This is a genomic window from Novosphingobium sp. JCM 18896, assembly GCF_025938095.1.
Lineage (GTDB): Bacteria > Pseudomonadota > Alphaproteobacteria > Sphingomonadales > Sphingomonadaceae > Novosphingobium.
Window position 1 is genome coordinate 586,636 of the sequence record NZ_JAPCZF010000003.1, and the last position, 25,779, is coordinate 612,414.

The 25,779-nt window shown below is 68.4% G+C and carries 23 protein-coding genes; 9 read left to right on the top strand and 14 right to left on the bottom strand.

Annotation, left to right across the window (positions count from 1 at the left end; genetic code table 11):
- A complete protein-coding gene (locus OLX23_RS13180; RefSeq protein ID WP_264445451.1) occupies nucleotides 1-1,452 on the top strand; it encodes a DEAD/DEAH box helicase in 1,452 nt (483 codons plus the stop codon).
- A 206-nt stretch (nucleotides 1,453-1,658) separates the two neighbouring features.
- A complete protein-coding gene (locus OLX23_RS13185) occupies nucleotides 1,659-2,546 on the top strand; it encodes a VacJ family lipoprotein (RefSeq protein ID WP_264445452.1) in 888 nt (295 codons plus the stop codon).
- Between the two features lies 1 nt (nucleotide 2,547).
- Here OLX23_RS13185 and OLX23_RS13190 read toward each other — a convergent pair whose 3' ends face one another.
- The gene (locus OLX23_RS13190) at nucleotides 2,548-4,878 is read right to left on the bottom strand and encodes an ATP-dependent helicase (RefSeq protein WP_264445453.1); all 2,331 of its coding nucleotides are present in this window, start codon (nucleotides 4,876-4,878) and stop codon (nucleotides 2,548-2,550) included.
- Nucleotides 4,879-4,982: 104 nt separating this feature from the next.
- Here OLX23_RS13190 and OLX23_RS13195 point away from each other — a divergent pair, with 104 nt between their 5' ends.
- Complete coding sequence (locus OLX23_RS13195) at nucleotides 4,983-5,645, top strand: hypothetical protein (protein WP_264445454.1); 663 nt, start codon at nucleotides 4,983-4,985, stop codon at nucleotides 5,643-5,645.
- Nucleotides 5,646-5,733: 88 nt separating this feature from the next.
- Nucleotides 5,734-6,999, top strand: a complete 1,266-nt coding sequence (locus OLX23_RS13200) for an MFS transporter (RefSeq protein WP_264445695.1) — start codon at nucleotides 5,734-5,736, stop codon at nucleotides 6,997-6,999.
- Here the strand turns inward: OLX23_RS13200 and rsmD are convergent.
- Together rsmD and OLX23_RS13210 are read right to left on the bottom strand one after the other, a co-directional pair.
- Nucleotides 6,965-7,519 (bottom strand): 16S rRNA (guanine(966)-N(2))-methyltransferase RsmD, encoded by a 555-nt coding sequence (gene rsmD, locus OLX23_RS13205; protein WP_264445696.1) that lies wholly within the window; start codon nucleotides 7,517-7,519, stop codon nucleotides 6,965-6,967. The genes OLX23_RS13200 and rsmD overlap by 35 nt on opposite strands.
- Nucleotides 7,520-7,530: 11 nt before the next feature.
- A complete protein-coding gene (locus tag OLX23_RS13210) occupies nucleotides 7,531-8,700 on the bottom strand; it encodes a pseudouridine synthase (protein ID WP_264445455.1) in 1,170 nt (389 codons plus the stop codon).
- A 118-nt stretch (nucleotides 8,701-8,818) separates the two neighbouring features.
- Between OLX23_RS13210 and OLX23_RS13215 the strand changes: the two genes are divergently transcribed.
- Entirely contained in the window at nucleotides 8,819-9,748 is a 930-nt protein-coding gene (locus OLX23_RS13215) for a cupin-like domain-containing protein (protein WP_264445456.1), read from the top strand.
- Nucleotides 9,749-9,825: 77 nt separating this feature from the next.
- The gene (locus tag OLX23_RS13220) at nucleotides 9,826-11,151 is read left to right on the top strand and encodes an AmpG family muropeptide MFS transporter (protein ID WP_264445457.1); all 1,326 of its coding nucleotides are present in this window, start codon (nucleotides 9,826-9,828) and stop codon (nucleotides 11,149-11,151) included.
- Here the strand turns inward: OLX23_RS13220 and OLX23_RS13225 are convergent.
- From OLX23_RS13225 to trpB, 3 genes are all read right to left on the bottom strand, one after another.
- Complete coding sequence (locus tag OLX23_RS13225) at nucleotides 11,129-12,433, bottom strand: bifunctional folylpolyglutamate synthase/dihydrofolate synthase (protein WP_264445458.1); 1,305 nt, start codon at nucleotides 12,431-12,433, stop codon at nucleotides 11,129-11,131. The two genes, OLX23_RS13220 and OLX23_RS13225, sit on opposite strands and share 23 nt — an antisense overlap.
- 157 nt (nucleotides 12,434-12,590) lie before the next feature.
- The gene (gene trpA, locus OLX23_RS13230; RefSeq protein ID WP_264445459.1) at nucleotides 12,591-13,385 is read right to left on the bottom strand and encodes a tryptophan synthase subunit alpha; all 795 of its coding nucleotides are present in this window, start codon (nucleotides 13,383-13,385) and stop codon (nucleotides 12,591-12,593) included.
- Nucleotides 13,382-14,626 (bottom strand): tryptophan synthase subunit beta, encoded by a 1,245-nt coding sequence (trpB, locus tag OLX23_RS13235; RefSeq protein WP_264445460.1) that lies wholly within the window; start codon nucleotides 14,624-14,626, stop codon nucleotides 13,382-13,384. The genes trpA and trpB overlap by 4 nt, the downstream gene beginning before the upstream one ends.
- A gap of 253 nt (nucleotides 14,627-14,879) precedes the next feature.
- Between trpB and OLX23_RS13240 the strand changes: the two genes are divergently transcribed.
- Nucleotides 14,880-15,455 (top strand): outer membrane protein, encoded by a 576-nt coding sequence (locus tag OLX23_RS13240; protein WP_264445461.1) that lies wholly within the window; start codon nucleotides 14,880-14,882, stop codon nucleotides 15,453-15,455.
- 58 nt (nucleotides 15,456-15,513) lie between these two features.
- Here the strand turns inward: OLX23_RS13240 and OLX23_RS13245 are convergent, their stop codons facing one another.
- From OLX23_RS13245 to purB, 5 genes are all read right to left on the bottom strand, one after another.
- Nucleotides 15,514-16,155, bottom strand: coding sequence for a phosphoribosylanthranilate isomerase (locus OLX23_RS13245; RefSeq protein ID WP_264445462.1), 642 nt, complete (start codon nucleotides 16,153-16,155; stop codon nucleotides 15,514-15,516).
- Nucleotides 16,156-16,218: 63 nt separating this feature from the next.
- Entirely contained in the window at nucleotides 16,219-16,974 is a 756-nt protein-coding gene (locus OLX23_RS13250) for an SIMPL domain-containing protein (protein WP_264445463.1), read from the bottom strand.
- Between the two features lie 123 nt (nucleotides 16,975-17,097).
- Nucleotides 17,098-17,775 (bottom strand): orotidine-5'-phosphate decarboxylase, encoded by a 678-nt coding sequence (gene pyrF, locus OLX23_RS13255; RefSeq protein WP_264445464.1) that lies wholly within the window; start codon nucleotides 17,773-17,775, stop codon nucleotides 17,098-17,100.
- A 1-nt stretch (nucleotide 17,776) separates the two neighbouring features.
- Nucleotides 17,777-18,106 carry a LapA family protein gene (locus OLX23_RS13260; RefSeq protein ID WP_264445465.1) on the bottom strand — a complete coding sequence of 110 codons (330 nt, stop codon included), beginning with the start codon at nucleotides 18,104-18,106 and terminating at the stop codon, nucleotides 17,777-17,779.
- A gap of 116 nt (nucleotides 18,107-18,222) precedes the next feature.
- Complete coding sequence (purB, locus tag OLX23_RS13265; RefSeq protein ID WP_264445466.1) at nucleotides 18,223-19,536, bottom strand: adenylosuccinate lyase; 1,314 nt, start codon at nucleotides 19,534-19,536, stop codon at nucleotides 18,223-18,225.
- Between the two features lie 141 nt (nucleotides 19,537-19,677).
- Between purB and OLX23_RS13270 the strand changes: the two genes are divergently transcribed.
- Complete coding sequence (locus OLX23_RS13270) at nucleotides 19,678-19,998, top strand: antibiotic biosynthesis monooxygenase family protein (RefSeq protein ID WP_264445467.1); 321 nt, start codon at nucleotides 19,678-19,680, stop codon at nucleotides 19,996-19,998.
- Nucleotides 19,999-20,042: 44 nt separating this feature from the next.
- Here the strand turns inward: OLX23_RS13270 and OLX23_RS13275 are convergent, their stop codons facing one another.
- From OLX23_RS13275 to radC, 3 genes are read right to left on the bottom strand one after another with little or no spacing between them, the layout of a single operon-like run.
- Complete coding sequence (locus tag OLX23_RS13275; RefSeq protein ID WP_264445468.1) at nucleotides 20,043-21,020, bottom strand: LLM class flavin-dependent oxidoreductase; 978 nt, start codon at nucleotides 21,018-21,020, stop codon at nucleotides 20,043-20,045.
- A gap of 33 nt (nucleotides 21,021-21,053) precedes the next feature.
- Entirely contained in the window at nucleotides 21,054-21,803 is a 750-nt protein-coding gene (locus tag OLX23_RS13280; RefSeq protein ID WP_264445469.1) for an NRDE family protein, read from the bottom strand.
- A 1-nt stretch (nucleotide 21,804) separates the two neighbouring features.
- Nucleotides 21,805-22,536 carry a RadC family protein gene (gene radC / locus OLX23_RS13285; protein WP_264445470.1) on the bottom strand — a complete coding sequence of 244 codons (732 nt, stop codon included), beginning with the start codon at nucleotides 22,534-22,536 and terminating at the stop codon, nucleotides 21,805-21,807.
- Nucleotides 22,537-22,586: 50 nt separating this feature from the next.
- On the opposite strand from radC, the gene OLX23_RS13290 reads away from it, so the two are divergent.
- Entirely contained in the window at nucleotides 22,587-25,748 is a 3,162-nt protein-coding gene (locus OLX23_RS13290) for a YdbH domain-containing protein (protein ID WP_264445471.1), read from the top strand.
- Nucleotides 25,749-25,779: the final 31 nt, after the last annotated feature.

Below are 25,779 nucleotides of genomic sequence, written 5' to 3' on the forward strand. Positions count from 1 at the left end.
ATGAAATTCGCCGATCTCGGCCTGTCAGACGAATTGCTGCAATCGGTCACCGCGGCCGGTTACGACGAGCCGACCGCGATCCAGGCGCAGGCCATCCCGCCCGTGCTGATGATGAAGGACATCATCGGCATCGCCCAGACGGGCACCGGCAAGACCGCCAGCTTCGTGCTGCCGATGATCGACATCCTCGCGCATGGCCGCCGCCGCGCGATGATGCCGCGCTCGCTGATCCTCGAGCCGACGCGCGAACTCGCCGCGCAGGTCGCCGAGAACTTCGAGAAGTACGGCAAGAACCACGATCTCAAGATGGCGCTGCTGATCGGCGGCGTGCAGATGGGCGATCAGGTCAAGGCGCTGAACGAAGGCGTCGACGTGCTGATCGCCACGCCGGGCCGCCTGATGGACCTGTTCGAGCGCGGCAAGATCCTGCTGACCGGTTGCGACCTGCTCGTCATCGACGAGGCCGACCGCATGCTCGACATGGGTTTCATCCCCGATATCGAGAACATCTGCACCAAGCTGCCGGCGAACCGTCAGACGCTGCTTTTCTCGGCGACGATGCCGCCGCCGATCAAGAAGCTGGCCGACAAGTTCCTGACCAACCCGAAGTACATCGAGGTTGCACGCCCGGCGACGACCAACACCAACATCGCCCAGCACAAGGTCAAGGTCGCCACCAAGCAGAAGCGCGAAGTGCTGCGCCACCTGCTGCGCACCGACAACGTCAACACCGCGATCATCTTCGCCAACCGCAAGACGACGGTGCGTGAGCTGGCCAAGAGCCTGAAGAGCCACGGCTTTTCCGCCGGCGAGATCCACGGCGACATGGATCAGTCGTCGCGCATCGCCGAGCTCGACCGCTTCAAGGCCGGGACGATCAACATCCTCGTCGCTTCCGACGTCGCCGCACGCGGGCTCGACGTGAAGGGCGTAAGCCACGTCTTCAACTTCGACACGCCCTGGCACCCGGACGACTACGTCCACCGCATCGGCCGCACCGGCCGCGCGGGCGCTTCGGGTCGCGCCTTCACCTTCGTCTCGCCCGAGGATGCCGAGGCGATCGAGAACGTCGAGAAGCTGACCGGCGGCGAAATCCCGCTGTTCACCGTCGAGGGCCAGGGTCAGGGCCAGAGCGAGGATCGCCCGCGCAAGGAAAGCCGTTCGGACGATCGTCCGGCGCGCGGTTCGCGTCGCGGCAAGGCCGAAGCCGCCGAGCCCGAGGCAGCACCGCGTCGTCGCCGCGAGGAAGAGCCGCGCCAGGATCGCGAACGTGGCGAGCGCCGTCGCCCCGAGCGCAACGACGAACGCCGCCCCGAACGCGCGGCACGGCCCGAGCGCGAGGCTCGTCCCGAACGCAGCGAGCGCCCCGTCCGCGACCGGTCCGAGCCGCCGAGCCCTCCGGGCGAGTGGAACGGTCCGATCCCCGGCTTCCTCGGCGTTTCCGCGCTCTAGAGTTGCTCGCGCCTGTCGCTGCCGCCTTTTCCATGGCGGTGGTTCGACAAGGCTTGGACAGCTTTGTCATATTCCCTATGGATCGGCCCGGGGCTCGCGCGCCGCTGGCACTCGCGTGCGGGCGGCGAATCTATGTCGTCGTTCGGGTGGTTCCAGTCTTTGCGCCTTTCCCTTGATTCGTATGGCCATCTTCGCGGGGCCGTCGCGTGAGCATCTCTCTGCTCGCCCTCGCTCTGGCCACCGTCGCGCCCGGTGACACGCCGGCCGAAGCGCCGGCCAGTCCTGCGCCGCCGGTAGAGATCGCGGCCCCCGCCGCCGAACCCGCGCCCGCCGCTCCGGCCGAAGCGCCCACGATCACCGCCAGTGCACCCGCTGACGGTCCCGGCGACATCGTCGTCACCGCGCGCGAGAAGTCGCCGGCCGATCCGCTCGCGGCGCTCAACGCCAAGTCCTACGAGACGATCCAGGCGGTCGACGAGGCCGTCGTCGGCCCGGTGTCGCTGGGCTACAAGAAGGGCATGCCCAAGCCGCTGCGGCTGGGCCTGCGCAATTTCCTGCGCAACCTCGAAGAGCCGGTGATCGCCTTCAACTATCTGCTCCAGCTCAAGCCGGGGCGGGCGGTGAAGTCGGTCGGGCGCTTCGCGATCAACTCGACCGCGGGTGTCGGCGGCCTGATCGACGTGGCCAAGCGCAAGCCGTTCAACCTGCCCTATACGCCCAACGGCTTCGCCAACACCTTCGCCTGCTACGGCATCGGGCCGGGCCCCTATTTCTTCCTGCCGCTGGTGGGGCCGACGACGCTACGCGACCTGATCGGCGTCGGCATGGACCGCGCGGCGCTGCCCGCCGTGGTCGGCAAGCCGCTCGACCAGCCCTATTACGCGATCCCGGCGAACGTGATCGACGCGCTCAACGACCGCATCGACATCGACGAGCAGCTGAAGCAGGTGCGTGCCGAATCGGCCGATCCCTATACCGAGACGCGCGAACTCTACCTGCGCCAGCGCCGCGCGGAGATCGCGGCGATCTGCCCGAAGAAGGGGCAGGCCATCGAGCAGGGCCTGCCGCCGCGCCCGGGCAAGGGGCGCGACTAGCTCAGGCCAGCTTGACGAAGCTGTCGATCACGCGCTTGCGGCCGCCGGTCTCGAAGTCGATCTCGAGCTTGTTGCCTTCCTGCGCGGCGACCGTGCCGTAGCCGAACTTGTCGTGGAACACGCGTGCGCCGATCGCCACGTCGCCGCGGGGCTTCGCGGCGAAGCTGGCCGCCGATCGCGAAGGCTCGGCGAGGCGCTTGGGCGTGGGATCGTACATCTGCGCGGCCGCGCGCTGCCAGCCGGGACCACGCGTGACCGTGCGCGCGGGCTGCGCACGCGCGACGTCGGCGAAGGGATCCGAATGCTCGGACCACTGCGCGCGCCACAGCGAGGCGCCGCCGGTCAGGGTCGTCTCCTGATCGATGTGCGCGTCGGGCAGTTCGGCGATGAAGCGCGAGGGGATCGAACTGGTCCACTGGCCGTAGATGCGACGGTTGGCGGCGTGGAGGATCGTGCAGCGCCGCCGCGCGCGGGTGATCGCGACATAGGCGAGGCGGCGCTCCTCCTCGAGGCTGGCGAGCCCGCCTTCGTCCATCGCCCGCTGCGAGGGGAACACGCCTTCCTCCCAGCCGGGCAGGAAGACGTTGTCGAATTCGAGGCCCTTGGCTGCGTGGATGGTCATGATCGTGACCTTCTCGACGTCGTCGGCCGCGTCGTTGTCCATGACCAGGCTGACGTGTTCGAGGAAGTCGCCGAGCGTCTCGTATTCTTCCATCGCGCGCGCGAGTTCGGCCAGGTTCTCGAGCCGGCCCGCGGCCTCGGCGGTCTTCTCGGCCTGGAGCGCAGCGGTATAGCCCGATTCGTCGAGCAGGGTGCGCGCGAGCTCGGCCGGGCTCAGGCTTTTGGCGAGATCGCGCCAGCGCGCGAAGTCGCGCATCAGCGCGAGCAGGGTGTTGCGCGCGCGCGCGGGCAGTTCGTCGGTATCGGCGATCTCGATCGCGGCGAGCGCCAGCGGCACCCCGCGCAGACGCGCATGGCGGTGCAGCTTCTCGAGCGTCTTGTCGCCGAGCCCGCGCTTTGGGGTATTGTAGATCCGCTCGAAGGCGAGATCGTCCGAAGGCTGGGCGATCACCCGCAGATAGGCGAGCGCGTCGCGGATTTCGGCGCGCTCGTAGAAACGAAAACCGCCGATTATCTTGTAGTTGAGGCCAATGGTTATGAAGCGGTCTTCGATCTCGCGGGTCTGGAACTGCGCGCGCACGAGGATCGCGATGCGGTTGAGCGGCGCGCCTTCGCGTTCGAGCCGTTCGATCTCGTCGCCGACGCGGCGGGCTTCCTCGGGGCCGTCCCAGACGCCGATCACGCGCACCTTGTCGCCGCCGTCCTGCTCGGTCCACAGGGTCTTGCCGAGGCGTTCGCTGTTCTCGCGGATCAGCCCCGAGGCGGCGGCGAGGATATCGGGTGTCGAGCGATAGTTCTGCTCGAGCCGGATCACCTTCGATCCCGGAAAATCCTTTTCGAACCGCAGGATGTTGGCGACTTCTGCGCCACGCCACGAATAGATCGACTGATCGTCGTCGCCGACGACGCAGATGTTGCGGCGGACCTGGGCGATCAGCCGCAGCCACAGGTACTGGACCTGGTTGGTGTCCTGGTACTCGTCGACCATCACGTATTTGAAGCGCTGTTGGTATTGCTCGAGCACGTCGCGATGGTTGCGCAGCACGTTGACCATGTGCAGCAGCAGGTCGCCGAAATCGCAGGCGTTGAGCGCCTTCAGCCGCTCCTGATAGAGCTTGTAGAACTGCTGACCGCGGCCGTTGGCATAGGCTTCGTTCTCGGCGGCATCGAGCTGGTCGGGATTGAGCCCGCGGTTCTTCCAGCGGTCGATCAGCCCGGCGAGCTGGCGCGCGGGCCAGCGCTTCTCGTCGAGATCGTTGGCCTGGATCAGCTGCTTGAGCAGGCGCAGCTGGTCGTCGGTGTCGATGATCGTGAAGTTCGATTGCAGCCCGACAAGCTCGGCATGGCGGCGCAGCATGCGCGCGGCGATCGAATGGAAGGTGCCGAGCCAGGGCATGCCCTCGACCGCGGGGCCGATCAGGTGGCCGACGCGTTCGCGCATCTCGCGCGCGGCCTTGTTGGTGAAGGTGACGCAGAGGATCTCCGAGGGCCAGGCGAGCCGCGATCGGACGAGATGTGCAAGCCTTGCGGTGAGCGCGGCGGTCTTCCCGGTGCCCGCACCGGCCAGCATCAGAACCGGTCCCTCGGTGGTTAGCACGGCCTCGCGCTGCGGCGGATTCAGCCCGCTAAGCAACGGATCTTCGGGGTTTTCCGGTGCGGACGGAAGCGGCGAGGGGAACAGGTCGGACACAGGTGAACAGCTAGGGAACATCGGCCGAGCGCGCAAGGGGTGGCGCAGGGCGGCGAGCCCGCACGCGCGGAACAATCGGTGGGAGGCCGGGTTTCCGAGTCAACCAACCCTACACGGAGAGTGACATGCGTAATCTGTTCCTTGCGAGCGCCGCTGCGCTCGCTCTCGCCGGTGGCGCCACGATGGTGTCGGCCCAGTCCCCCGCCGGAGATCCCGTGGCTGCCCAGGGCGCGATGAGCGCGCAGCAGAAGGCTGCCTATGCGACCTGGCCTGCCGACAAGAAGGCGAGCTACGACAAGTGGCCGGTCGAATATCAGGCCTATTTCTGGAGCCTTTCGGCCAGTCAGCAGACCGGCTGGTTCGCGCTGACCGATGCCCAGCGCAAGCAGGTCTACGACATGCCGCCGGCCAGCCGCGCGCAGGCTTGGGTGTCGATCGAACAGCAGCTTGCGGGCGGTCCGCCGCCTTCGGCTTCGGCCGCGCCGCCGTCGGCTTCGACGATGCCGAGCCCCGATGCCGCGGCTGCGCCGCCGGCCACCGACGATCCGGCTTCGGCGCCGGCGCAGGTCCAGGCCAATCCGGTCGGCTCGGCCCAGGCGGCCGATCCTTCGCCCGATCCGGCGACCGCCAATTCGTCGGTCGCGCCGTCGATGCCGGCCGATCCTAGCTACAACGCCGGCCCCTACAAGGGCGCGCTGACCGCGCCGCCGGCCGACGCTCAGAACAAGGACTATCCGGTCTGCTCGAAGACCGTGCAGGACAGCTGCCGCAACCGCGGCGGCGTTTGATCCCGCTCTAGTCCGATCAGGAAGGGCGCCGGTCTCCGGCGCCCTTTTTGCTTGACGCTGAAGAGGCGAGCGAGGACCGGTGCGCGCCATGCACCCGATCCGCGCCCATCGCCGCATCCTGGCCGCCGCCCTCGTGGGCACCGCGGTCGAGTTCTACGATTTCTACATCTACGCGACCGCGGCGGCGCTGGTCTTCGGGCCGCTGTTCTTTCCGGCCGAATCTGCCGCCGCGCAGACGCTTTTCGCGCTGATGAGCTTCGGCATCGCCTTCGTCGCGCGCCCGGTCGGCGCGGTGGCCTTCGGTCATTTCGGCGATCGCATCGGCCGTAAGTCGACCCTGGTCGCCTCGCTGATGCTGATGGGCGGCTCGACGCTGCTGATCGCCTTCCTGCCGACCTACGCTATGGCCGGCTGGATCGCGCCGGCGCTGCTCTGCGTGCTGCGTTTCGGTCAGGGCTTCGGCCTCGGCGGCGAGTGGGGCGGGGCGGCACTGCTCGCGGTCGAGAACGCGCCCAAGGGCTGGGAGGCGCGCTTCGGCGCGGCGCCGCAGCTCGGCGCACCCGTGGGCTTCCTCGCGGCAAACGGCCTGTTCCTGCTGCTCGGCCTCGGCCTGTCCGACGCGGATTTTGCCGCCTGGGGCTGGCGCGTGCCATTCCTGGCGAGCGCCGTGCTCGTCGGTGTCGGGCTGTGGGTCCGCCTCAAGATCGGCGAGACGCGCGCCTTTCGCGAGGCCGTGGAGCGCGAGGCACCGCCGCCGGTGCCGCTGGCACGGCTGCTTTCGCACCATCTCGGCGCGGTCGTCGCGGGCAGCGCCGGGGTGATCGCCTGCTTCTCGATCTTCTATCTCGCCACGGCCTATGCGCTGGCTCAGGGCACCTCGACGCTCGGCTACAGCCGCGAGACCTTCCTCGCGGTGCAGCTTGCGGCGAACTGCTTCCTCGCCGTCGGCATCGTGCTTGCGGCGATCCACGCCGATCGCGCCTCGCCGCGGCGGGCGCTGCTGATCGGGGCCGTGGCGACCGTCGTCCTCGGGCTGGCCTTTGGGCCGGGGCTCAACGCCGGCTCGCTGTGGCTGGTGTTCGCGACGCTCGCCGCGGCGCTGCTGGTCATGGGCTACGTCTATGGCCCGCTCGGCGCCTGGCTGCCGACCCTGTTCCCGGTGCCCGTGCGCTACAGCGGCATTTCGGTGGCCTTCAACGGCGGCGGCATCATCGGCGGCGCGGTGACGCCGGTGCTCGCGCAGATGCTCGCGGTCGAAGGGCTGGGCGCCCAGGCGGGGCTGCTGCTCTCGGTCGCCGGGCTGGTGACGCTGCTCGGCGTCAGCCTTGCGAAGGTTTGGCCCTCAGCAGCGTGAGCCGCGCCTTGCCGACCTTGCGGTCGGCGACGGCTTCGAGCGAGCGGACCTTGGGCTCCTCGTCGTGCGCGGTCTCGAGGCTGACCCAGGTCGCCTCGCCGATCCAGCCGAGCCGGACCAGCTTGTCGAGCGCGACCGCGCCGGCGCCGCTGTTGTAGGGCGGATCGAGCAGGATCAGGTCGAGCGGCGCCTTGGCCGGGCCCAGCGCCAGGACCGAGGTCGCGCGCACGTCGCACTGCGACTGCGCCTGGAACGCGGCGATGTTCTGGCGCAGCGCGCGGATCGCGGCGGCGTCCTGCTCGACGAAGACCGCGCTGGCGGCCCCGCGCGACAGCGCCTCCAGCCCGAGCGCACCCGAGCCGGCGAAAAGATCGGCGACGGCCAGATCCTCGAACGAGCCGAGCCGGCTGACCAGCATCGAGAACAGCGTCTCACGCGTGCGATCGGCGGTGGGGCGCGTGGTCTCGCCCTGCGGCGCGGCGAGCTTGCGCCCGCGCCATTGGCCCGCGACGATGCGCATGTTTCCGGGCTTCACTTGCGCGGACCTCCCGGCTTGCGGGGGCCCGAATTCCTGGGGCCAGAGCTTCGGGGGCCGGGCTTGCTTGCCCCGTCGCGGCGGGGGCCATCGCGCCGAGGCGCGTCACGACGCGGGGCGGGCCGGGCGGCACTATCGCCCGTGTCACCGGCATTACGGCCCTGGCCCGGCCTGCCGAGACCCTGGCGGTTCGATCGTCCGCCGGGGCGAGACGTTTCGAGGCCCAGCTTCTCGGGATCGGGCTTGCGCGGCAACGGCTTCTTCGCCGCGGGCTTGCGCGGCGCTTCGGACAGCCGCCGCTCGGGCTCGCGAGCCCTCGGGGTGGGCGCGATCCCGCGAACGCGTGCGCGGGCATAGTCGTGCGCGGTCAGCGGCTCCATCGCGGAGGTCCCCGGCGTGCCGATCGACTTGCGGAAGCGCTCGACGTCGACCTGGCGGATTTCGACGGCGGCGCCGCGCGGCAGGTCGAGCAGTTCGAACGGGCCATAAGACGTGCGCAGCAAGCGACTGACTTCGAGGCCGAAATGTTCGAGCACGCGGCGAACTTCGCGGTTCTTGCCTTCGGTCAGGGTCAGCTCGATCCACTGGTTGCGACCGGCGCTGCGCTCCATGTTGGCGTCGATCTTGCCATAGCGCACACCGTCGATCTCGATGCCTTCGATCAGGCTTTCGAGCTGGTCCTGGGTGATCGCGCCGAAGGTACGCGCGCGATAGGTGCGCGGGATGCCCGTGGCGGGCAGTTCCATCGCGCGCTTGAGCTCGCCGTCGTTGGTCAGCAGCAGCAGGCCCTCGGTGTTGAAGTCGAGGCGGCCGACGGGCATCAGCCGCGGCGCGTTCTCGGGCAGGGCATTGCGCAGCGCGGTGTAGATCGTCGGCCGGCCGGCGGGATCGCGCTCGGCGGTGATCAGGCCCGCGGGCTTGTGGAACACGAAAAGTCGCGCGGGTTCGGCGGCCTTCACCGGCTTGCCGTCGACGGTCACGCCTTTGAGATTGGGCAGCACGGTGTTGGCCGTGGTGAGCACCTCCTCGCCGAGCTTCACGCGCCCTTCGGCGATCATCCGCTCGACCTCGCGACGGCTGGCGACGCCAGCGCGGGCGAGCAGTTTGGCGATGCGTTCGCCGGTGCGGGCGCCGGCGCTTTCCGGCGGCGTAGGGGTGGGGGACATGGGCGCGGCTTAGCCGCCGGGCGCCAGCGCGTCAAAATCGCAATCATGCTATCCGATGCGTGCATTTCGGCGCCGTCACACCTCGCATCTGTCGCAATCGCGCGATATGGAGCGCGGCATGAACGATTTCGACAATTTCATGGCCTCTTCGACATCGGACCAGACCTTCACGGTCACGTCGCAGCCGGCTGCCCAGCCTACGCCGACGCGCGCGCCTGCGGCTGCGCCGGGCGACAGCCTGGCGCTGCTGCGGCGCGAGTGGCTGCTCGACGTGATGGAGCGCCAGCGCGGGCTGTCGCCGCATGCCGCGACCCTGCTGACAGCGCAGAACCTTGGCAGCCAGCATTTCCTCGACAACTTCTACGCGCCGAGCCGCCCCGTGCTGATCAAGGGCGCGATGGCCGGCTGGCCGGCGCTGGAAAAGTGGACTCCCGACTATCTGGCCCAGACGCTCGGCGACACGCTGGTCGAGTACCAGGGCGGGCGCGACCTGTCGGAAGATTTCGAGACCGCCAAGGATCGCCACAAGCGCACCGGGCCGTTCAGCGAATTCATCGAGCTGGCGCTGAACGGCGGCAACGACGCCTACATCACCGCCTACAACAGCGACGCCAATGTCGCGGCGCTCGCCCCGCTCGAGGCCGACCTCGGCTTCCTCGATCAGTACCTGACGCGCGATCACGGCATGATGTGGATCGGCGGTGCGGGCACCTTCACGCCGCTGCACTTCGATCTCACCAACAACCTGCTCGCGCAGGTCACGGGCAGCAAGCATATCGTGCTGATCCCGCCGTCGCAGACGCGCCGGCTCGCGCATCGCAACCACGTATTCAGCGATGTCCACGACGTCACCGATCCGTACTGGCTCTCGCAATATCCGCTGGCCCGCGACATCCTGCGCTACGAGCTGGTGCTGGGGCCGGGCGACCTGCTGTTCGTCCCGATCGGCTGGTGGCACCAGGTTCGCTCGCAGAGCTTCTCGACGATGCTGACCTATACCAACTTCCTCTGGCCGAACGTCGGGCACGAGAACTTTCCCGGCAACTAGCTGTGCACGATTGAGCGCCGGCCCCTAGCCTTGGCCGCGAATCGCGCTAACCCTTCGTTTCCAGCGGAGGAGGGCGCATGCAATCGACCACGACCGAAGAGCGGCGTTCGCTCTGGGGGGCGATCAAGCCCTATTTCGAGAAGGAATCGCTGGCGGCGTTCTTCCTCGGCATTTCGTCGGGCTTCCCCTTCGCCATGCTCGGCGCGACCTTGACGACGCGGCTGGCGCAGGACGGCATCGACAAGAAGACGGTCACCGCCTTCACGCTCGCCTTCCTGGTCTACAACCTAAAGGTGTTCTGGGCCTGGATCCTCGATGGCGTGCACCTGCCGCTGATCGGCCGGCTCGGCCAGCGCGTCTCGTGGATGCTGGTCTGCGGTCTGCTGGTGATCGCCGCCGTGGTGAACCTGGCGCTGGTCGATCCCGCCGCCGACATCGGCGCGACGGTGGTCGCGGCTGTCCTGCTCGGCGCCGCGGGTGCGACGTTTGACATCGTCATCGATGCCTACCGCATCGAGACGCTCAAGCCCTACCAGCTCGGCACGGGCTCGGGCATGTCGCAATACGGCTGGCGGATCGGTTCGGCCGGCGCGGGCGCTCTGGCGCTGGTCGTGGCGGCGCGCTGGGGCTGGGCTTCGGCCTATATCGCCTGCGCCGCGCTGGCGATCCCGGCGATGCTCACCGCCCTGCTGATGGGTGAGCCCGAACGCCACCGCGAGCCGACCGCGAAGAAGGGGCTGGGCGAAGTCTGGGCCTCGATCGTCGGGCCCTTCGTCGAGTTCTTCCAGCGCAACGGCGCGGTGCTCGTGCTGCTGTTCGTGCTGGTCCACAAGATCGGCGACACCCTCGCCAACCTGACCTTCCGCCTGCTGTTCGACGATCTCGGCTTCTCGAACGACGAGATCGCGCTGTGGGACGTCGGCGTTGGCTTCTGGGCCTATCTGATCGGCGTGTTCATCGGCGGCGTCGCCTATGCCAAGATGGGGCTCAAGCGTTCGGTGCTGGTGGCGCTGGTACTGATGGCGGTATCGAACCTGAGCTTCGCGGCGCTGGCTGCCGCCGGTCATTCGAACCTCGGCATGGCCCTGGCGATCGGCTTCGAGAACATCGCTTCGGGCTATGGCGGCGTCGTCGTCGTCGCCTACTTCTCGGCGCTCTGCGACCTGCGCTTCACCGCCGCGCAATATGCGCTGATCTCGGCCGGCGCGAGCGTGGTCGGCCGTTTCCTGACGGGCACCACCGCGGGCGGACTGATCGAGGGCATGGGCTATGTGAACTTCTACCTGCTCACGACGGTGCTGGCGCTGCCGGGCATCGTCCTGTTCTGGTGGATGGCGCGCACCGGCCTGGTCGACGCGGCGATGGGCACCGCCGGGGAAGTCAGTCCGGAATCTGGCGATTGAGTCGCAGGACTTCGCCGGCGAGGTAGAGCGAGCCGGCGATCAGCACTTCGCCTTGGGGCGGTAGCGCGGCGAGTGCCGCGGGGACGTCGGCGAAGCTTCCGACCGGCAGCGACGTGAACGGCGCGAAATCTTCGGGCCTGTGCGCGTCGTGACCCGGCGCGGGAACCGCCGAGATCGAGAGCAATTGATCGGCCAGCGGCGAGACGATCGCCGAGGGATCCTTGGTCGTCAGCATGCCGGTGACGAGGTGGAGCGGATACCCCGCGAAATGCCGCGCGATCGCCAGCCCGGCGTCGACGTTGTGCCCGCCGTCGAGCCAGACCTTGCGTCCGGGCACCAGCGCGGTCAGCGGGCCGTCGCCGAGCAATTGCAACCGTGCCGGCCAGCGCGCCGCGCGGATACCCTCGGCCATGGCTTCGGGCGAGACCGTCACCGCATCCTGATGCCGCAGCATGGCCACGGCGAGCGCGACGTTGTCGGCCTGGTGCCTGCCGGCGAGCGCGGGGAGGGGCAGCGACAGTTCACCGCGCGCATCACGATAGGCGATCGTCTCGCCGACCTGCACTGACCAGTCGAGATCGCGCAGCGCGGTACGGGCACCGACCTGCATTGCCACGTCGAGCACGGCCTTGGTGACTTCGGGCGCATAGGCCTGCGTCACCAGCGGCGAACCGGGGCGGGCAATCGAGGCTTTCTCGAAGGCGATGCGGCTCAGCGGTTCCTGCGGCACGCCCGCCTCGGGGCGGAGCAGGAAAGCCTCGTGGTCGATGCCCAAGGTGGCCACGCCGCAAGCGGCGGGGCGTTCGAGGACGTTTGTCGCATCGAAGCGCCCGCCCAGACCGACCTCGATCACGCAGGCGTCGGCCGGATGCTCGGCGAAGGCCAGGAAGGTCGCGGCGGCGGTGACCTCGAAGAAGCTCGGGTTCAGGTCCTCGCTTTGGTCGAGCACCTGCTCGAGCCGTTCCGCCAGTTCCGCGTCCGAGATCAGGCTGCCGGCCAGGCGGATGCGTTCGTTGTAGCGCACCAGATGCGGCTTGGTCGCGGCATGGACCTTGAGGCCCTGCGCTTCGAGCATCGCGCGCAGATAGGCGCAGGTCGATCCCTTGCCGTTGGTTCCAGCGACGTGGAAGGTCGGCGGCAGCCGCTTCTGCGGATCGCCAAGGCGGGACAGAATCTCGCGGATCGTTTCGAGCCCGAAACGCCCCTGCGGCAGGCTCAGCGCGCCGAGCCTGTCGAGTTGCGCCTGGACCGCGGGATCGTCGGAGATCGCGAAGTCTTTCACGCCACATCCTCCCCGGAACGGGGAGGGGGACCGCCCGAAGGGTGGTGGAGGGGGCTATCGTCCAGACGCTGCCATTGCGAGGAGGCGCTTGTTCGAGAACCCCCTCCACCACCAGCTTTGCTGGCGGTCCCCCTCCCCGTACCGGGGAGGATGAGCACTAGCCGCGTGCCCCGTGCACCGCGTCTGCCAGCGCGCGCGTTGCATCGCGCACCGGGCCGGCGGCATCGGCGCCATGCTCGCCGACGATCTCGACCAGGGCCGAGCCGACGACGACGCCGCTGGCCACCTTGGCGATCGCCGCGGCCTGTTCGGGCGTGCGCACGCCGAAGCCCACCGCGACGGGCAGGTCGGTGGCGGCCTTGAGGCGGCTCACCGCCTCCTCGATCGAGCCGAGCGCGGCCTGCTGCTGGCCGGTGATGCCCGCGACCGAGACGTAGTAGAGGAAGCCCGACGAGCCATCGAGCACGGCCGGAAGCCGCGCGGCGTCGGTGGTCGGCGTGGCCAGGCGGATCGGCGAAATGCCGGCGGCGCGCAGCGCTGGGCCGAGCTCGCGGTCCTCCTCGGGCGGGATGTCGACGCAGATCACGCCGTCGACCCCGGCCTTGGCGCACTCGGCGGCGAACCAGTCGGCGCCGCGGATCGTCATCGGGTTGGCATAGCCCATCAGCACCAGCGGTACCTCAGGGTGGCGCGCGCGGAACGCGGTGGCGATGGCCAGGATGTCGGCGGTCTTGGTGCCCGCGGCGAAGGAGCGCAGGTTGGCGCGCTGGATCGCCGGGCCGTCGGCCATCGGATCGGTGAAGGGCATGCCCAGTTCGATCACGTCGGCACCGCCCTCGACCAGCGCGTCGAGGATCGAGGCCGTGGCGTCGGGCGTCGGGTCACCGGCGGTTACGAAAGTGACGAGGGCCGGGCGGCCCTTGGCGAATGCGGCGGAGAGGCGCTGGCTCACAGTTCGACTCCCAGCGCTTCGGCAACGGTGAAGATGTCCTTGTCGCCGCGGCCCGAGACGTTGACCACGAGGATCTGGTCTTCGCCGAGCCGCTGGGTCAGTTCGGGCAGTGCGGCGAGCGCGTGCGAGCTTTCGAGCGCGGGGATGATGCCTTCAAGCTCGCAACAGAGCTGGAACGCCTCGAGCGCCTGCTTGTCGGTGATCGGCACATATTCGACGCGGCCGCTCTCGTGCAGCCAGGAGTGCTCGGGGCCGATGCCCGGATAGTCGAGGCCTGCCGAGATCGAGTGCGCCTCGGTGATCTGACCGTCCTCGTCCTGCAGCAGATAGGTCTTGTTGCCGTGGAGGATGCCCGGCTTGCCGCCCTTGAGGCTGGCTGCGTGCTGGCCGCTCTCGATGCCGTGGCCGGCGGCTTCGATGCCGACCATCGCCACCTGGGCGTCGTCGAGGAACGGGTGGAACAGGCCGATCGCGTTCGATCCGCCGCCGACGGCGGCCACCAGCATGTCTGGCAGGCGGCTTTCGGCCTTCATGATCTGCTCGCGGGTTTCCTTGCCGATGACCGATTGGAAGTCGCGCACCAGCTCGGGATAGGGGTGCGGGCCCGCGGCCGTGCCGATGATGTAGAAGGTGTCGTGGACGTTGGCGACCCAGTCGCGCAGCGCTTCGTTCATCGCGTCCTTGAGCGTCTCGGCGCCCGAGGTGACCGGATGGACCTCGGCCCCCAGCAGCTTCATGCGGAAGACGTTGGGCTTCTGCCGCTCGACGTCCTTGGCGCCCATGAAGATCGTGCAGGGCAGGCCGAAGCGCGCAGCGACCGTCGCCGTGGCGACGCCGTGCTGGCCCGCGCCGGTCTCGGCGATGATCCGCGTTTTGCCCATGCGCATGGCCAGCAGGATCTGGCCGACGCAATTGTTGATCTTGTGCGCGCCCGTGTGATTGAGCTCCTCGCGCTTGAAGTAGATCTTCGGTCCCTTACCAGCGGGCGCCTTGTCGCGATAATGCGCGGTGATCCGCGGCGCGTAATAGAGCGGGCTCGGTCGGCCGACGAAGTGCTCGAGCAGGTCGTCGAACTCCGCGCGGAACGCCGGGTCCTTCTTCGCCGCGTTGTATTCGCGTTCGAGATCCAGGATCAGCGGCATCAGCGTCTCGGCGACGTACCGACCGCCGAATGCGCCGAAGTGACCGCTCTCGTCGGGTTGATTTTTTAGCGAATTCGCTTGGGAAGAAGGGGCGTTCATGATGCCGCGCGTTGGCAGACGGGGGCTCGGAAGTCCAGCCTTTCGGGGATTTGCGCGCTGCCAGGTCTACGAAATATCATAATTGAAGTTCATAAGATTATGTTGCAGAACTGTCACATAAATACGTTTCTGTGACACTTATGAATGCGCAGTTCATTGCGGTGACAGGTCGCGCTCCCTAGCTAGCGGGCCTCCCCTGACACGGGGATGAATGATCCCGCGGTGCGGGACCGAGTGACTTAAGGAGTTGATTATGCGTAAGGTTCTTCTCTCGCTCGCCGCCGCTGGCGCGGTCGCGGCGTCGCCTGCTTTCGCGGCGGCTGAACCTGGTCCCTATGTCGGCGTCGGCGTGACGCACGACAACATCAGCGGCACGCAGGATGCCGAAGGTCTGGGCTTCAACGGCATCGGCGGTACCGTTTTCGCGGGCTACAACCTGCCGCTCGGCGAGAAGGCTTTCGCCGGCGTCGAAGCGAACTTCGACCTGTCGTCGGCCAAGGTCGCCGACGCCACCTCGAGCATCAAGGCGCGCAATGCCTATGGCGCCTCGGCCCGCCTCGGCTACCGCCTGAGCGAAGGCGCCGCGCTTTACGGCCGCGTCGGTTATCAGCGTGGCAGCCTGAAGTTCGACGACGGCCTCGCCACCGAGTTCAAGAGCTCGCGTGACGGTCTGCGCCTCGGCGCCGGCCTCGAAGCCAACGTCGCGGGCAACACCGCGGTTCGCGTCGAGTACAACCACACCAACTACTACCGCGACAAGGACGTCGACCCGGTCAACACCGGTCTGGCCAACAACCAGGCGACCGTCGGCCTCGTCGTCGGCTTCTGATCGAAAGCCACCGAGTCAATCATGAAAGGGGGCGGTCCGGCGACGGGCCGCCCTTTTTCTATGCAGCGCGCACCGCGAGGCAGAAGCTGGCGATCCGGTCGACGTCCTTCACGCCCGGTGCGGTTTCCACGCCCGATGAGGTGTCGACCAGCGGCGCGCCCGTGCGCGCGATGGCTTCGGCGACGTTGTCGGGGTTGAGCCCGCCCGCGAGGCCCCAGGCGACGGGACCCTTCCAATGGGCCGCGAGGCTCCAGTCGAACGAGAGGCCCATGCCGCCGGGCAAGGTGCCCTTGGGCGTCTTGGCGTCGAACAGCACGAGATCGACGGCACCGGCATAGGCCTGCGCGCGCGCGACGTCCTCGGCGCTGGCGACCGATAGCGCTTTCCACACGGGCAGGCCGAAGCGCGCCTTGAGCTGGGCGGCGCGCTCGGGGCTCTCCTGGCCGTGGAGCTGGATTGCGTCGAGCCGGGCGGCGGTCACCGCCTCGGCGATCGCCGCATCGTCGGCATCGACGAAAAGCCCGACGCACGAAATCCGCCCCTCGGCGCGCGCGGCCAGCGCGGCGGCGTCGCGCGGCGCCAGATAGCGCGGCGAGGGCGGGAAGAAGTTGAAGCCGACATGGTCGGCGCGCGCCTTGATCGTCGCCTCGAGCGTGTCGGGCGTGGTCAGGCCGCAGATCTTGATGGCAGTGCGCGACACGGGTCTTCTCCAGCTACGGCCGGCCTTTGGCACAGCCGCGCTGGAGAGAACAGGGTGCGGCGATCAGGGAGCCAGTTCGAACTGGACCGTGACGTTGACGTTGAGCGCGACCTCGCCCGCGGCGATCGGCGCGGGGGCGGCCTGGGCGCGTACCGAATCCATGCGGTACATCACCGGTGAGGGCGGGGAGTAGCCACCGCTCTCGCTGATCGAGACCACGCGCACGACCTTGAGCCCGGCGGCGCGGGCATAGAGCTCGGCGCGCGCGCGCGCGGTCTTCACCGCCTCGGTCCGCGCCTCGTCGAGTGCGGGCTCGGGCTTGTCGAGCATGAAGTTCGGGCCGCTGACCTGGTTGGCGCCGGCCGAGACCAGCGTGTCGATCACCTTGCCGTAGTCGCCCAGCTTGCGCTGGCGCACCGAAACGCTGTTGCTGACCTGGTAGCCGACGATCTCGGGCGTGCGGTTCTCGATCGAGCCGTCGGGCAGGCGGCGCGGCTCGGCATAGACCGGGTTGATCGACAGGTTGCTCGTCTGGATGTCGCGATCGGCGATGCCCGCGCGCTTGAGCGAGGCGATGACGCGGTTCATCGCCGCCGAATTGGTCGACAGCGCCTCGCCCGCGGTCTTGCCCTGGGTGGTCACGCCGGCCTGGAACAGCGCGAGATCGGGCTCGCGTTCGACCTTGCCCTCGGCGCTGACGGTCAGCAGCGTCGATCCCTGCGCGAGCACCGGCACCGGGCTCGCGGCCTGCTGCGCCAAGACCGGCGTAGAAAGCGCCGTCGCGAGTGCGAGCATGGCGGGGAGGGCAAAACGCTTCATCGAAAATCTCCTTCGTGTGCGACGCGCAACGAACCGGTCCGGGTCTGGTTGCGCGAGGGAATCACATGAAGGATATTGTTCAGTTTAGTTGACGCTAAGATGAATAACTCTGCATCCTAGTGATCAGAGCGTTGCCTCGATCGCGCGCGCCGCGGCGAGCGGATCTTCGGCGCGGGTGATCGGGCGGCCGATGACGAGCACCGAGGCACCGCCGTCGCGCGCCTCGCGCGGGGTGACCGCGCGCTTCTGGTCGCCGAGCTTGCCGTCGGCCGGGCGCAGGCCGGGGACGACGAAATAGCCGTCCTTCCATTGCTTGTGCACGGCGGCGACTTCCTGGCCCGAGCAGACGATGCCGTCGAGCCCGGCCGAATGGGCGAGGTCGGCGAGGCGCAGGACCTGGTCGTGGGCGCTGCCCGAGACGCCGGTGCGCGCGAGGTCGTTCTCATCGAGGCTGGTCAGCATGGTCACGGCGACGACCTTGCACCGCTCTCCGGCGGCCGCCTTGGCATCTTCCATCATCGCCCGCCCACCGCTCGCATGGACCGTGACGATCGCCGGTTCGAGGACGTGGATCGACTGCATCGCGCCCGCGACGGTGTTGGGAATGTCGTGCAGCTTGAGGTCGAGGAAGATCGGCAGACCCAGCTTGGCGATCTCGTGCACGCCGTGATGGCCGTGGGCGCAGAAGAATTCGAGGCCGAGCTTCAATCCGCCGATATGGCCGGCAACCTTGCGGGCGAGCGCTTCGGCGGCGTCGAGACGGGGCAGGTCAAGGGCAAGATAGATGGGATTTCGCGACATGTCAGGCGGTCGGTTCCTCGGTGGGCTGCGGGGCGGCCTCGAGCTGGGTCGAGGTGGCGATCGGTGGCGCGATGGTGGTGGCGCGCACCGAGTTTTCGAGTGCGGCGACCCGGCGCTGCCAGCGCCACTTGCCGGCGCGATGGTAGAGCCACATCGGCCCTGCGCCGAGCGCGAAGAACACCAGTGCGATCACGCCGACGGGCCACTGGAAATAGATGTAGCCGCTGGCGAGCGGCCAGATGTTCACCGGCGCGCGTTCCCAATTCATCGCGATGAAGGCGACGAGGACCACGGTGGCCACGATCCAGATCAGGGTGCGGATAAGCTGCACGTCCCGTCTCCTCTTTCCCTCGGACTAACGTGGGATGCTAGCAAGATTGCGCGGTAAGGGAAGGGTTTGGGCGCAATAGTTCCGCCCCGAGCGAACTCGGGGCGGGGTAGGTCAGATCATTCGCCGAACACGCGCGCGAAGATGTGGTCGACGGCCTTGAAGTGGTAGTCGAGGTTGAAGCGCTCCTCGAGATCCTGCGCCGACAGTGCCTTGCTGACCTCCGGATCGGCCTTGAGCAGTTCGAGCAGCGATAGCTGGCCGTCGCTCTCCCAGACCTTCATCGCGTTCTTCTGGACCAGGCGGTACGAATCGTCGCGCGTCAGGCCGGCCTGGGTCAGCGCCAGCAGCACGCGCTGCGAGTGGACCAGGCCGCCCATGCGGTCGAGGTTCTTCTGCATGCGCTCGGGATAGATCACCAGCTTGTCGATGACGCCGGTCAGGCGACCCAGCGCGAAGTCGAGCGTGATCGTCGCGTCGGGGCCGATATAGCGCTCGACCGACGAGTGTGAGATGTCGCGCTCGTGCCACAGCGCCACGTTCTCGAGCGCGGGGGTGACCGCCGAGCGAACGACGCGGGCGAGGCCGGTCAGGTTCTCGGTCAGCACCGGATTGCGCTTGTGCGGCATGGCCGACGAGCCCTTCTGGCCCGGCGAGAAGTATTCCTCGGCCTCGAGCACTTCGGTGCGCTGCAGGTGGCGGACCTCGGTGGCCAGGCGCTCGATCGAGCTGGCGATGACGCCCAGGGTCGCGAAGAACATCGCATGGCGATCGCGCGGGATCACCTGGGTCGAGACCGGCTCGACCGTGAGGCCCAGCTTGTCGGCGACATATTCCTCCACCGACGGATCGATGTTGGCGAAGGTGCCGACCGCGCCCGAGATGGCGCAGGTGGCGATTTCGGCGCGGGCATTGATCAGGCGGGTCTTGCAGCGGCTGAATTCGGCATAGGCCTCGGCCAGCTTCTTGCCGAAGGTGGTCGGCTCGGCGTGGATGCCGTGGCTGCGGCCGATCGTCGGCGTGTACTTGTGCTCATAGGCGCGGCGCTTGATCGCGGCGAGCAGCGCGTCGAGGTCTTCGAGCAGGATATCAGCGGCCTTGGCGAGCTGGACCGACAGAGTCGTGTCAAGCACGTCCGAGCTGGTCATGCCCTGGTGCATGAAGCGCGCCTCGGGGCCGACCTGCTGTGCGACCCAGTCGAGGAAGGCGATGACGTCGTGCTTGGTCACGGCCTCGATCGCGTCGATCGCGGCGACGTCGATCGTCGGATTGGTCGCCCACCAGTCCCAGAGCGCCTTGGCGCCGCTCTCGGGCACGACGCCGAGCTCGCCCAGCTTTTGCGTGGCATGGGCCTCGATCTCGAACCAGATGCGATAGCGCGCTTCGGGCTCCCAGATCGCGGTCATCGCGGGGCGGGCGTAGCGGGGGACCATGTTCGACTCCGATATTGGGGAATGGCTGATTGATCGGGGGCGCTAGGGATGGTGGCCCCGGAAGGCAAGGGGAAGCGCCTGCGGAGCGGTTCGGCTGCTATGGTCAGGCCCGAACGATTCGGATCAGAGGAGACCACGCCCATGTTCATCGCCATGAACCGCTTCCAGGTGATCCGCGGCGAGGAGGCGGCGTTCAAGGACGTCTGGCTCTCGCGCGACAGCCATCTCGACGGCGTGCCCGGCTTCGTCGAATTCCACCTGCTGCGCGGGCCCGAGGCCGAGGACCACACGCTCTACGCCTCGCACACGATCTGGCGCTCGAAGGCCGACTTCGAGGAATGGACGCGCTCGGAAGCCTTCCGCAAGGCGCATGCCGGCGCCGGCGGCAACAAGCCGCTCTACCTCGGCCACCCGCGGTTCGAGGGTTTCGAGGTGATCCAGACCGTGGGGGCGGGCGACTAGGTCGAACCAGCGTCGTCCCCGCTTTCGCGGGGACGAAGTGGAACTCAACGAAACGCTGGCAGCACTTCGGTTTCGAACAGCTTGAGGCTGTCCCAGGCGGCCTGGATCGGCATGCCGCCGCAGAGCGGGTGGAACTGCGCCACGGCCATCGGCGCGGCCTTGAGCTGCGCGACGTATTCCTCTGGCGTGACGATATGATAGAAATTCGCCCCGCGCAGTTCCTCGACGTTGGGGAACGGATCGTAGGGCGTGTCCTCGCCGGCGGCCACGCGCCAGGCGGCATAGGCGTTGGTCTCGTGCAGGAAGGATTCGCCCATCGCCGCCCAGCCGGCGTCGATGTCCTTGGCCAGCGCGGTCACCTGGGCGCTGCCGCCACCCATGCCCGGGCCGGGATCGGTCTTGCCGAGCTTGAGCATCTCGTCGCGGTAGAATTCCCAGAACTTCGCCTCGCTCGGCACGAAGCCATCGGCGATGCGCGCGGCGCGGCGCGCGGCTGGCTCGCTGGCGCCGCCCATGATGACCTTGGGGCCGCCCGGACGGACCGGGGCGGGGGTGACGTGGACCGTGCGGCCGCGATATTCGAAAGGCTCGCCGGCGAAGGCGGCCTTGAGCGTGTTGACCACCTCGGTCACGCGCTTGGGCCGCTCCTTGATCGGCACGTCGAACATGGCGAACTCGCTCGGCGCGTAACCGCCGGCGACGATCAGGTCGACGCGGCCGTTGGTGATGTTGTCGAGCACGCAGAAGTCTTCGGCCAGACGAAGCGGATCGTGGAACGGCGCGATCGTCGCGGCGGTGCTGAAGCGCACGTTCTTGGAGCGCGCGGCCATGGCGGCGATGATCAGCTGCGGGCTGGGAATATAGCCGTCTTCCGAACCGTGATGCTCCGAGACCGAGATCGAGGCGGGAATGCCCAGGCCGTCGGCCCATTCGGCAATGTCCATTGCGGCGGCATAGCGCTCGGCCATGGTCGTGCCGGCAAAGGCCGGATTGCGGAAGTCGAAGCGCATGGAAAGGAACATGGATGGCTCTCCCTCTGGGCCGGCCCTTTCACCCTACCAGGCGAAGGTCAGCGTGGTTTCCCCGGTGCTCTCGCTCGCGGACGAGAAGCGCCGTTCGATGATCGTGCCCCGTCCGTCCCGATCCACCGCGACGACCGTGGAGCAGCGCGTGCCGTAGACGGCGTCGCGGATGAACACGGGCGTTTCGGGCGCCTCGCGCGGCACGTCGGACGGTTCGCGCGGGGGGAGGCCTACATCAGCAAGGTCCTCATTGCGCAGCGCTGAGAACAGCGGTCCGAAATCATCGCCGCTGCGATTGAGCCAATCGAGCAGCGCGCCCTTGAGCTGAAGCGTCTTGGGCCAGGGCTCGTCGAGCTGGCCGTTGGACAGACCGTAGATGCCGTGGGCGAGGTGGGTGCGGATGTCCTCGGGGCGGTTCGAGAGGAAATGCGCCGTATCGCGATTCGCGAAGATCAGGTTGAACGGATTGAAGTCCTGCAGCCGCGCCGTGGCGGGATCGGCATAGGTGCCCTGGCCGGTGAGCAAGTCGGTCACGAGCGCCCCGCGCGAGGCGCGATCAGGCTCGGGCCCGCCGTAGCCGCGCAGGTTGGTGACCAGCGCGAAGCGGCCCGCGGGTGCTACCCCGAGCCAGGTCCCGCCCGACTTGAGATCGCGGCCGGCGAGCATGCCGTTGTCCCAGGGGGCCAGCGGCGCGGCAGGGCGCTCGTGGAATTCGTCGCGGTTGCCCACGGCGACGAGCAGCCACTTGGGATGCGCCTGCCAGGCGAAAGCGGCTACGCACATGTCAAATCAGCCCCTTGGCCTTGAGCGAGACGTGTCCCTCGCGGCCGATGATGACGTGATCGTGGACGACGATGTTGAGCAAGCGGCCGGCCTCGGCGATCTGGTTGGTGATCTGGATGTCGGCGCGGCTCGGCTGGGGCGAGCCCGAGGGGTGGTTGTGCACGAGGATCAGCGCGGTCGCGCCGAGGTCGAGCGCGCGGCGGATCACCTCGCGCGGGTGGATCGCCGCCTCATCGATCGAGCCGTCGCCGACATGGTCGTCCTGGATCAGCATGTTCTGGTGGTTGAGATAGAGCACGCGCACGCGCTCGACCGTCAGGTGTGCCATGTCGATCGTCAGATAGTCGATCAGCGCCTGCCACGATCCGAGCACCGGCTGCTCGCGCACCTGCGCCCGTGCGAGCCGGCGGGCCGAGAGCGCGACGATCTTGAGCGCGGCGGCGCTGGTCTCGCCCATGCCCGGATGCTTGGATAGCGCGGTCGCATCGGCGTTGAGCACGCCGGCGAGGCCGCCGAAGCGCTGGATCAGCGCGCGCGCCAGCGGCTTGACGTCGCGGCGCGGGATCGCGGTCATCAGCAGGTATTCGATGACCTCGTGATCGGCCAGCGCCTCGGCCCCGCCGTCGAGCAGGCGCTTGCGCAGGCGGGCGCGATGCCCCTCGGCGCCATGGGCCGGAGAATCGGCCGCGGGCCGCGGTTCCCGTTCAGGAAAGAGTTCGCTGGTCTCTGCCATGGGTAGGCGATGCATTGCCTTTCCCGGCCGTGCGCGCAAGTGTGGGGCGAATGGCGCAAGCAGACGACGATCAGCCGCCCTCGGACGAGGCACCGGCGCGCCGACGGCGCTGGCCGCTCGTGCTGGCCGGGGCCGTGGGCCTGATCTTCCTGGTCCTGGTGGCGCTGTGGTTCTCGCGCGAGCGCATCGTCGGCAACGTCATCGCCGGTCAGCTCGAAACCTATGGCCTGCCCGCGACCTACAAGATCGAATCGATCGGCCCGCGCCGGCAAGTGCTGCGCGACGTCGTCGTCGGCGATCCCGCGCATCCCGACCTGACGATAGAGCGCGTCGAGACCGAGATCACCGCCCGTTTCGGCGCGCCGATCATCAGCGGCGTTACCCTGGTGCGCCCGCGGCTCTATGGGCGCTATGCCAAAGGCAAGCTGAGCTTCGGCGCGCTCGACAAGGTGCTGTTCGCCGGTGAGAGCAAGGAGCCATTCCGCCTGCCCGACATGGCCCTGACGCTGGTCGATGGTCGCGGGCTGATCGAGAGCGACTATGGTCCGGTCGGTCTCAAGGTCGAAGGGCAGGGCAAGCTGCGCGGCGGTTTTGCGGGTGCCTTTGCGGCAATTGCGCCCAAGCTCGCGATACAGGGCTGCGAGGCCGAGCACGCCTCGCTCTACGGCCAGGTCAAGATCGAGGGCGAGAAGCCTCGCTTCGTCGGACCGCTGCGCCTCGGCAGGCTGGCCTGCCGCGACGGATTGATGCTCGCCGATGCCGGGATCGAACTCGACGCCACGGCCGACAAGCCGCTCGATGGTGTCGAGGGCCAGGCCGGGCTGCGCAGCGGCGCCCTGGCCTATGGCACGACGCGGCTGGCCGATGCCGGCGGCAGCCTGCGCTTCACCTGGCGCAAGCAGGCGCTGACCGCGCGCTACGACGTCAAGGGGCGCGGACTGGCGACGCCGCAGGCCGCCGCGGCGATGCTGGGCACGGCCGGCGTGCTGCGCCAGTCGGCAAGCCGGCTCGAACTCGAAGGCCAGCTTTCGGGCGAGGGGCTGCGGCTGGGGCAGGATCTCGATTCGACCCTGGCCGCGGCGCAGCGCTCATCGGCGGGAACGCTGGCCGCGCCGCTGCTCGGCCAGATGCGCACGGCGCTGCAGCGCGAAGGGCAGGGCAGCCGGCTGGCCGCGAGCTATATCCTGCGCCGTGCGGGGCCGGCGACCAATGTCGTCGTGCCCCAGGCGACATTGCAGGGCGGTAGTGGCGCGACCCTGCTGGCGATCTCGCGCTTCCAGCTGACGGCAGACGGTCGCCCGGCGCCGCGCCTGGCGGGCAATTTTGCCACGGGCGGGGCGGGGCTGCCGCAGATCACCGGACGGCTCGAGCGCCAGCCCGGCGGCCGTCTGGTCACGCGCATGACCATGGCCGAATACCGGTCTGGCGACGCGAAGATCGCGCTGCCGCGGGTGACGCTGGTGCAACTCGCCGACGGTGCGCTGGGCTTTGCCGGCGAGGCGCGGCTTTCGGGGGCCTTACCGGGTGGCCATGCCGAGAATCTCGTGCTGCCGCTCGAGGGCAATTGGCGGGCCGGCACCGGGCTCGCTGCCTGGCGGAACTGCACCGCGCTGCGATTCGATCGGCTGGCCCTGGCCAATCTGACCTTCGAACGCCGCGGCCTGACCTTGTGCCCGCCCGGCGGCGGCGCGATTCTCGCCGTGGGGCCGCAGGGTTTGCGGATCGCCGCGGGGGCGCCGTCGGTCGATCTCGTCGGCAAGCTTGGGGCGAGCCCGATCCGGCTGCGCTCGGGACCGGTCGGCTTCGCCTATCCGGGCATCCTGGCGGCGCGCGCGCTCGATATCGAGCTCGGGCCGACGGCCACGGCCTCGCGCTTCCGAATCGCTAACCTGTCCGCACGGATCGGCCAGGATGTCGCTGGGACTTTCGCCGGGGTCGACGTGCGGCTCGCGGCGGTGCCGCTCGACGTGCTCGACGCGGCCGGACAATGGCGCTTTGTCGGCGGTCGGCTGGCGCTGACCGGTGCGAGCTTCCGGCTCGAGGATCGCCAGCTCGATGACCGTTTCCGCCCGCTGGTCGCGCAGGGCGCCGAACTGACCCTGGCCAACAATGTCATCGACGCCGTCGCGACCTTGCGCGAGCCGGCGAGCAGCCGTGAGGTCGTGCGCACGACGATCCGCCACGATCTCAACTCCGCGCGCGGCCATGCCGATCTCGCGGTGGCGGGCATTCGCTTCGACAACCAACTCCAGCCCGATACGCTGACCGCGCTCGCGCTCGGCGTCATTGCCAATGCCAAGGGCGACGTCCGCGGTCAGGGCCGCATCGACTGGACCGCCGAACGGGTGACCAGCACGGGGGCGTTCACCACCGATTCGCTCGATTTCGCTGCGGCCTTCGGGCCGGTCAAAGGCGCGTCGGGAACGATCCATTTCACCGACCTGCTCGGCATGGTCACCGCGCCCGACCAGCAGATCCGCATCGCCTCGATCAACCCCGGCATCGAGGTCAACGACGGCGTGCTGACCTATGAGATGCGGCCCGACCTGCTTCTCGTCGTCAAAGGTGGGGCCTGGCCCTTCCTCGACGGCACCCTGACCCTGCTGCCGGTCAACATGCGCATGGGCGTGGCAGAGGTACGGCGCTACACCTTGATGATCGAAGGGCTAAACGCCGCGCGCTTTGTCGAACGGATGGAACTGGCCAATCTCTCCGCTACCGGCATTTTTGACGGCACCCTGCCGCTGGTCTTCGACGAGAACGGCGGGCGCATCGACGGCGGCCAGCTCAAGTCGCGCGCGCCGGGCGGCAACGTCTCCTACGTCGGCGCGCTGACCTACAAGGACCTGTCGGCCATGGCGAACTTCGCCTTCGACGCGCTCAAGTCGCTCGACTACCGCGACATGGAGATCGGCATGAACGGCGCGCTCGAGGGCGAGATCATCACGCGCGTGCAGTTCTCGGGCATCCGCCAGGGTTCGGGGACCAAGCGCAACTTCCTGACCGACCGCATCGCCAAGCTGCCGATCCGCTTCAACGTCAACGTGCGCGCGCCGTTCTTCCAGCTCGCCTCGACCTTCCGCTCGTTCTACGACCCCGCCTATGTCCGCGATCCGCGCTCGCTGGGCCTGATGGACGCCAACGGCCGGCCGATCGTGCTGCCCGCTTCACCGCCGAATGTTCAGCCTCCAGAAAGCGCTCCCAAGCCATGATGTGCCCCGGATTGACCAACCAGTTCCAGGC

Excerpts from the sequence above, each read along its gene's own strand:
- OLX23_RS13190 (WP_264445453.1), bottom strand. The coding sequence starts at position 4,878 with ATGTTCCCTAGCTGTTCACCTGTGTCCGACCTGTTCCCCTCGCCGCTT.
- OLX23_RS13180 (WP_264445451.1), top strand. The coding sequence starts at position 1 with ATGAAATTCGCCGATCTCGGCCTGTCAGACGAATTGCTGCAATCGGTC.
- rsmD (WP_264445696.1), bottom strand. The coding sequence starts at position 7,519 with ATGCGCATCGTCGCGGGCCAATGGCGCGGGCGCAAGCTCGCCGCGCCG.
- OLX23_RS13220 (WP_264445457.1), top strand. The coding sequence starts at position 9,826 with ATGCAATCGACCACGACCGAAGAGCGGCGTTCGCTCTGGGGGGCGATC.
- OLX23_RS13215 (WP_264445456.1), top strand. The coding sequence starts at position 8,819 with ATGAACGATTTCGACAATTTCATGGCCTCTTCGACATCGGACCAGACC.
- OLX23_RS13195 (WP_264445454.1), top strand. The coding sequence starts at position 4,983 with ATGCGTAATCTGTTCCTTGCGAGCGCCGCTGCGCTCGCTCTCGCCGGT.
- OLX23_RS13240 (WP_264445461.1), top strand. The coding sequence starts at position 14,880 with ATGCGTAAGGTTCTTCTCTCGCTCGCCGCCGCTGGCGCGGTCGCGGCG.
- OLX23_RS13210 (WP_264445455.1), bottom strand. The coding sequence starts at position 8,700 with ATGTCCCCCACCCCTACGCCGCCGGAAAGCGCCGGCGCCCGCACCGGC.
- OLX23_RS13250 (WP_264445463.1), bottom strand. The coding sequence starts at position 16,974 with ATGAAGCGTTTTGCCCTCCCCGCCATGCTCGCACTCGCGACGGCGCTT.
- purB (WP_264445466.1), bottom strand. The coding sequence starts at position 19,536 with ATGGTCCCCCGCTACGCCCGCCCCGCGATGACCGCGATCTGGGAGCCC.
- radC (WP_264445470.1), bottom strand. The coding sequence starts at position 22,536 with ATGGCAGAGACCAGCGAACTCTTTCCTGAACGGGAACCGCGGCCCGCG.
- OLX23_RS13275 (WP_264445468.1), bottom strand. The coding sequence starts at position 21,020 with ATGTTCCTTTCCATGCGCTTCGACTTCCGCAATCCGGCCTTTGCCGGC.
- pyrF (WP_264445464.1), bottom strand. The coding sequence starts at position 17,775 with ATGTCGCGAAATCCCATCTATCTTGCCCTTGACCTGCCCCGTCTCGAC.
- OLX23_RS13290 (WP_264445471.1), top strand. The coding sequence starts at position 22,587 with ATGGCGCAAGCAGACGACGATCAGCCGCCCTCGGACGAGGCACCGGCG.
- trpB (WP_264445460.1), bottom strand. The coding sequence starts at position 14,626 with ATGAACGCCCCTTCTTCCCAAGCGAATTCGCTAAAAAATCAACCCGAC.
- OLX23_RS13200 (WP_264445695.1), top strand. The coding sequence starts at position 5,734 with ATGCACCCGATCCGCGCCCATCGCCGCATCCTGGCCGCCGCCCTCGTG.
- OLX23_RS13280 (WP_264445469.1), bottom strand. The coding sequence starts at position 21,803 with ATGTGCGTAGCCGCTTTCGCCTGGCAGGCGCATCCCAAGTGGCTGCTC.
- OLX23_RS13270 (WP_264445467.1), top strand. The coding sequence starts at position 19,678 with ATGTTCATCGCCATGAACCGCTTCCAGGTGATCCGCGGCGAGGAGGCG.